At 40.3% G+C, this 6,570-nt stretch carries 5 protein-coding genes and 1 pseudogene; all 6 read left to right on the forward strand.

The window, feature by feature from the left end; translation table 11 throughout:
- On the forward strand, positions 1–679 hold a 679-nt coding region (locus ACLL8Z_RS11710; protein WP_411274975.1), incomplete at its 5' end, for an amidohydrolase family protein.
- A 129-nt stretch (positions 680–808) separates the two neighbouring features.
- Positions 809–1,948 carry an amidohydrolase family protein gene (locus tag ACLL8Z_RS11715; protein ID WP_411274976.1) on the forward strand — a complete coding sequence of 380 codons (1,140 nt, stop codon included), beginning with the start codon at positions 809–811 and terminating at the stop codon, positions 1,946–1,948.
- Between the two features lie 96 nt (positions 1,949–2,044).
- Positions 2,045–3,280, forward strand: coding sequence for an acyltransferase family protein (locus tag ACLL8Z_RS11720; RefSeq protein WP_411274977.1), 1,236 nt, complete (start codon positions 2,045–2,047; stop codon positions 3,278–3,280).
- Between the two features lie 13 nt (positions 3,281–3,293).
- The gene (locus tag ACLL8Z_RS11725; protein ID WP_411274978.1) at positions 3,294–4,424 is read left to right on the forward strand and encodes an amidohydrolase family protein; all 1,131 of its coding nucleotides are present in this window, start codon (positions 3,294–3,296) and stop codon (positions 4,422–4,424) included.
- A 22-nt stretch (positions 4,425–4,446) separates the two neighbouring features.
- Positions 4,447–5,871, forward strand: a complete 1,425-nt coding sequence (locus ACLL8Z_RS11730) for a Gfo/Idh/MocA family protein (protein WP_411274979.1) — start codon at positions 4,447–4,449, stop codon at positions 5,869–5,871.
- Between the two features lie 124 nt (positions 5,872–5,995).
- Positions 5,996–6,570, forward strand: a pseudogene (locus ACLL8Z_RS11735) (hypothetical protein); the annotation flags it as partial.

Raw genomic sequence — 6,570 nt, forward strand, 5'->3', positions numbered from 1 at the left:
TTGGAAAAACATAGGAATGGACCTACGGGAAAAAGACGGTACATTCGTCATGGTTGATAACCCTAAACTTAGACCTGTATTAGATTTTCTGGAAAAGAACAAGATTCCGCTGATTGGCCACAATGGTGAACCGCGAGATTGCTGGTTGGCGCTTGATAAAATGACATTTAGTAAAGGTTACTATAGCGAACACCCTGAATATCATATGTTTCTTCATCCTGAATATCCGTCTTATAACGACCAGATTAACGCACGGGACAATATGCTTAGAATTCATCCCAATTTACAGTTTGTTGGAGCTCATCTGGGAAGTCTGGAATGGAGTCTTGATGAACTTGCAAAAAGATTGGATCGGTATCCCAATATGAGAGTCGACTTGTCGCGTATGTCCAATTTAAAGCTTCATGCTCTAAATGACTGGGATAAAACCCGCGGATTTTTTATCAAATTCCAGGATCGCCTGGTTTATGGATCAGACAGACAGGTAAATGCAGCATCAGGATCTTCAGATTTTGCGAAGGGGATTCATGATGGTTGGATGCGGGATTGGGAATTTTTCGTGACAGATGAAAAAATTACCCTATCAGGTTTTGGTGATCTTAAAGGATTGAAATTGCCGAAGGAAGTAGTGGATAAGATTTATTCAAAAAATGCGGAAAGATGGTTATCGGCCTTGTAATTTTCCAGAACAACCCTGTTATACGCTTCATGAATTAGGGGAATCCTAGAAACCGAGGAATTGCAAGTTATTAATCTTAACTGAACTAATAATCGGCATTTGATCCATCTCTTAACTAAAAACAGTTTTATGAAATTCTTATCAAAATATAAAAGCCTCTCGATCTTTACTCTCTTCACCTTTATTTGGTGTAGTTCATCCGGGCAAAATAAGTCCACAAGTGGACAAACGAAATCGGAATTTTATACAAAAGAAGATTTCAGGAATGTCGAAAAATTTGACACCCATGTCCATTTGAATATATATGATACAACTTTTATTAGTCAGGCTATAAAAGATAAACTTCGACTCTTGACAGTTAACGTAAACCCCGCCTATTACCCCTCTGTTGAAGAGCAGCAAAACGTGGCCCTGCGAATGGTAAGAGACTTTCCCGACCGTCTGGCATATGCAACAACTTTTACTGTAGAAAATTGGGGAACCAGGGAATGGTTGCCTCAAACTCTCTCTTATTTAAAAAATTCGTTTAAGCAAGGGGCAATTGCAGTTAAAATATGGAAGAACATAGGGATGGGCCTGAAGGATAAGGATGGCAAATTTGTAATGATTGACGATGCAAGATTTGATCCGGTTCTTGAAATGATAGAAAAAAATAACATTACACTTTTGGGACATATAGGTGAGCCTCGTAATGCATGGTTACCAGTAGATCAAATGACGGTATCAAATGATAAGGGATATTTTACGAGCCATCCCGAATACCACATGTTTAAGCATCCTGAAAACCCAAGCTATGAGGATCAGGTCAATTCCAGGGATAATATGCTTAAAAAACACCCAACACTAAGGTTTGTGGGAGCTCACTTAGGAAGCCTTGAATGGAATGTTGATGAACTGGCTAAACGCCTTGATCAGTTTCCCAATATGGCGGTTGATATGGCTGCCAGAATAGTCCATCTGCAGTCTCAATCTGCTCAAAACTGGCAGAAGGTGCGAAATTTTATGATCAAGTATCAAGACAGGCTAATATATGCTACCGATCATGGAGTAGATGCAAAATCGGACCTTTCTGCGATAAATAAGAGGTTGCATGATACAAGGATTAGAGACTGGACTTATTTCGCAACAAATGATAATCTGACTTCGTCAAGCTTTAGCGGTATATTCAAAGGATTGCAATTACCGAAGCCTGTTATAGATAAAATATATCGGATTAATGCCCAAAAATGGTTTCCAGGCATTGATAATTTAACTTTTCAACCAAAATAAAACTTATCAGAAACAACCAAAATTTTTACGAACTTACTGTTGATGAATCTTTTAATTCCTGGTAGTATAAAATGGAGTAATAGTAAAAAATAACGTATGACAGTTAAATCAATTCCAGAAGAGAATCCGTCGGTTACCGGTGCGGTTATTAATCCGGCAATGCCTGTATCAAGGGTTGCCTCTGTAGATGTTTATCGCGGCTTTGTAATGCTGCTGATGATGGCTGAAGTAATTTCCCTTTCGGATATTTCAAAAGCTCTTCCTGAAAGCTCGTTTTGGAGAATTATGGCATTTAGCCAGAGTCATGTCGAATGGAGTTGGCTCAGTTTGCATGACATGATACAGCCGTCGTTCACATTCTTAGTAGGAGTAGTTTTGCCCTACTCAATTATGAGCCGGCGAAATAAAGGTGCCAGTGTAAGAAATTTACTTCTGCACACCCTGAAACGTTCCCTGATTCTAATCCTACTGGGGATATTTCTTCGTTCTATGAATTCGGAGCAGACTAATTTTACTTTTGAGGATACGCTTACTCAAATAGGTTTAGGATACACCTTGCTGGTAGTACTTGCACTATACTCTCAACGGGTTCAGGTTATCGCTTTGGTAGTTGTTCTGGTGGGATACTTCCTGGCTTTTGCTTTGTACCCTCTGCCAGGTCCCGAGTTTGACTATGCAGCTGCAGGTGTCAAAGTAGGCTGGGAGCACAATTTCAACGGTTTTGCAGCACATTGGAACAAGAATACAAACTTTGCCTGGGCATTTGATAACTGGTTTATGAACCTGTTTCCACGCGAAAGAGAATTTCGATTTAACAGGGGAGGTTATTCAACCTTAAGTTTTATTCCAACTTTGGGAACCATGATTTTGGGTTTACTTGCTGGCAATGTTCTAAATTCACAGGTTGCTCATGCCAGGAAAATGAAGTTTTTCATAATTACGGGTTTTGTGCTGATTGCTTTCGGCATCCTGTTACATGTGACGGGTATAAATCCCGTGGTTAAACGAATATGGACCCCTGCCTGGACAATTTTTAGCGGTGGTATATGTTTCTTGTTCCTGGCTTTCTTTTTTGGTATAATCGATATCGCTGACAAAAAGAAATGGTCGTTTTTTCTGATGGTGATAGGTATGAATTCTATTGCTGCATATTGCATAGCTGACGGGGGAATCAGAAATGTAATTAATGAGTCGCTTTATATCCATTTTGGGCAGAATTTTGATAAAGGCATTGGAGCATATGCCCCGCTATTTACTGGCGGCTTAGTATTATTTATCATGTGGCTTATTTTATACTGGATGTACAAAAAGAAGATATTTATCAAAATTTAAATTAGCGAAACATATGGGAAAAAATGTAAAATTTAAATTGCTTTTATTGTTTGCGCTTTTGATGATTTTTCAAAGTTGTTCAGAGTCAGGTAAAATACCTGAAAATGAAAAGTCAGATCACAACTTTTATAGCTTGGCTGACTTTGATAAAGTGGAGAAATTCGACACACATGTTCACATCAGTGTAGACGATACTACCTTTATCAAGCAGGCTGAAAAGGATAAGTTCAGGTTATTGACGGTAAATGTATATTCAGGACCAACCTCCAATATAGAGGAAAAGCAAAATGTGGCTTTGAAACTGATAAAGCAATATCCTGATCGGCTGGCCTATCTCACTGCATTTAGCCTGGAAGGTTGGGGCACACCAGATTGGGAATCCAAAACGCTTGCCTATCTGAAAAATTCTTTCGACAGCGGAGCTATTGGAGTTAAGATATGGAAGAATCTGGGCATGGAGCTGAGGGACAATGACGGAAAGTTTGTAATGGTCGACGACCCCAGAATTGACCCGATTATTGATTTTATAGAAAAAAGCGATGTAACACTTTTGGGCCATTTAGGCGAACCGCGAAACGCCTGGTTGCCGGTGGATCAAATGACTGTCGCAGGAGATAAGAATTATTTTAGCGAACATCCTCAATATCATATGTATCTGCACCCGGAATACCCATCATATGAAGATCAGATTAATGCTCGTGACAGGATGCTCGAAAAGCATCCTAAACTACGGTTTGTTGCAGCTCATCTGGCTAGTCTGGAATGGAATGTCGATGAACTTGCTAAACGTTTGGATAAATTCCCAAACATCGCATTGGACATGGCTGAAAGAATATGCCATTTGCAGTTTCAGTCTGTAAAGGATTGGCAAAAAGTACATGATTTTTTTATAAAGTATCAGGACAGACTTATTTATTCTACTGACAATGGAGTTAATGCGAAATCCGATTTTCTGGAAGCCAATAACAGATTTCATGAGGTAAGGATTAGTGATTGGAAGTTTTTTGTTACAAACGAAAAAATGAATGTGTCACATTTCGATGAATCATTCAATGGACTTAAATTGCCTAAGGAAGTAATCGACAAAATATATCGTGAAAATGCCCGAAAATGGTTTCCGGGTATTGAGCGGTCTGGAAATTAATCAACTAAACTTATTAAATAAAATGAGAAATAATCGCAGGAATTTTCTAAAAGTAAGCGGCTTAGCAGGCCTTGGTATCGCTGGTGGTGGACTCCTTGATGGATTCGCAAGTGTATCTGATAGCAACTTGCTCGCTAATCCTAACACGGGCCGGCCATATATTCAGCAATTCAACATGTGCGGGTATGGTGCTCCTAAGTTGGAAACCGTTCGGGCCGGATTTATCGGTCTTGGATCGAGGGGACCCGGCCACGTTATGAACCTTTCAAAATGCGAAGGTGTACAGATCGTAGGATTATCTGATCTCATTACGGAAAATGTAGTAAAGGTTCAGAAAAAGGTAGAACCCCTTGGGCATAAACCAACGCTTTACTCTGGTGGTCCTGAAGAGTGGAAGAAATTATGCGATAGAAAAGATGTTGATATCATTTACATCGCCACTCCATGGCATCTACATGTTCCAATGGCATTATATGCGATGGAAATGGGAAAACATGTATTCATCGAAGTACCCGCCGCTGTTACCGTCGAGGAATGCTGGCAAATGGTTGAAACTTCAGAACGGACAAAGAAACATTGCATGATGTTGGAAAACACCTGTTACGACTTCTTTGAGCTGCTTACATTAAATATGGCACGGCAAGGTTATTTCGGTGAACTCGTGCATGCCGAGGGTGCATATATTCATAATCTGTTAGACCTTAATTTTGATAAAAAAGGTTACCAGAATATGTGGCGCTTAAAGGAAAATGCCACCCGCAGAGGCAGTCTTTATCCCACCCATGGTTTAGGGCCGGTATGTCAGGTTATGGACATCAACCGGGGCGATAAGCTTGATTATCTCGTATCGATGCAAAGTAATGATTTTCAGATGGCTGCTAAAGCTAAGGAACTTGCTGCGTCAGACAATTTTTATAAGCCTTTTGTCAACGATACATTCAATGGCAACATGAATACCACTACTATCCGCACCAACCGTGGAAGGACAATTATGATCCAGCATGATGTGACTTCTCCCAGACCATATTCAAGGATTCATCTGATAAGTGGAACTAAAGGTACAGCGTTGAAATATCCTGAGCCGGGACGAATTTCAAACAGCCACCGTGGCTGGCTTTCAGCAGCTGAATTTAAATCTGTAGAAGAGAAATATGCTCCGCCTATTGTTAAAAAGGTTGGGGAACTGGCAAAGCAGGTTGGGGGTCATGGCGGAATGGATTTTCTGATGGATTGGCGTGTTATTGACTGTTTGCGTAACGGTTTACCTTTGGATCAGGATGTTTATGATGCAGCCTCCTGGAGTGCTGTTTTCCCGCTTAGTGAATGGTCAGTTAATAACCGTTCAAACTCAATTGATGTTCCTGATTTCACAGGTGGATCATGGCGCTCGAATGCCCCTGTTGACATTGACTTAAAATTGGGAGGGACTACACAGGTAAAGATTTAATTATAGATTGCCAGGCTGAGATGATGATTGCGAGTGTGGTAATAAATCTTATACCTTTATTTGGAAAATTGCCAAAAAGTCGTGATTATGCATATAAATTTTATCCTATTACAAAATTATTAAAATGAAAACTATATCACGACTGCTATCGATTGGTGGCATCAGGGCTGGAATCTTCTCACTTCTCGGACTGGCTTTTGTTCTTGTACTGAGTTTTACCCGGTCAAACGGCATTGCCGGCCTTCCTGATCAATCTCCGGTCAATGGTGGATTATTTCTGCCTGGGGGCTTTGAAGCCGTTGTTGTCGTAGATTCACTGGGAAAATCCAGACACCTGGCCGTCAACTCAAATGGCGATATTTATGTCAAATTGCGAAACCCTATTAATAAAATGGGTAGCGTCGCATTGAGGGATACTGATAACGACGGTAGAGCAGATATCATTCAAAATTTTGGTGATTATCCTGATGAAGGAAACTATGGAACGGGGATGCGGATCCACAAGGGATATTTGTATTTTTCGACAGCTGGAGAGGTGTTTCGAACTAAGCTTACACCTGGTAAACTTGTTCCTGAAGGTAAATCTGAATTGCTTGTAAAAGATGATTATCAGAATGACCCGCACGGTTCATCTCATATTGCGAAGCCTATCGCTTTTGATGATAAAGGAAATATGTATGTTCCGTTCGGATCTCCAAG

Origin of the sequence: Daejeonella sp. (genome assembly GCF_046590655.1) — a bacterium.
In the GTDB taxonomy this organism is placed as follows: Bacteria; Bacteroidota; Bacteroidia; order Sphingobacteriales; family Sphingobacteriaceae; genus Daejeonella.

Coding starts and splice junctions, on each gene's coding strand:
- ACLL8Z_RS11715 (WP_411274976.1), top strand. CDS start 809: ATGAAATTCTTATCAAAATATAAAAGCCTCTCGATCTTTACTCTCTTC.
- ACLL8Z_RS11720 (WP_411274977.1), top strand. CDS start 2,045: ATGACAGTTAAATCAATTCCAGAAGAGAATCCGTCGGTTACCGGTGCG.
- ACLL8Z_RS11725 (WP_411274978.1), top strand. CDS start 3,294: ATGGGAAAAAATGTAAAATTTAAATTGCTTTTATTGTTTGCGCTTTTG.
- ACLL8Z_RS11730 (WP_411274979.1), top strand. CDS start 4,447: ATGAGAAATAATCGCAGGAATTTTCTAAAAGTAAGCGGCTTAGCAGGC.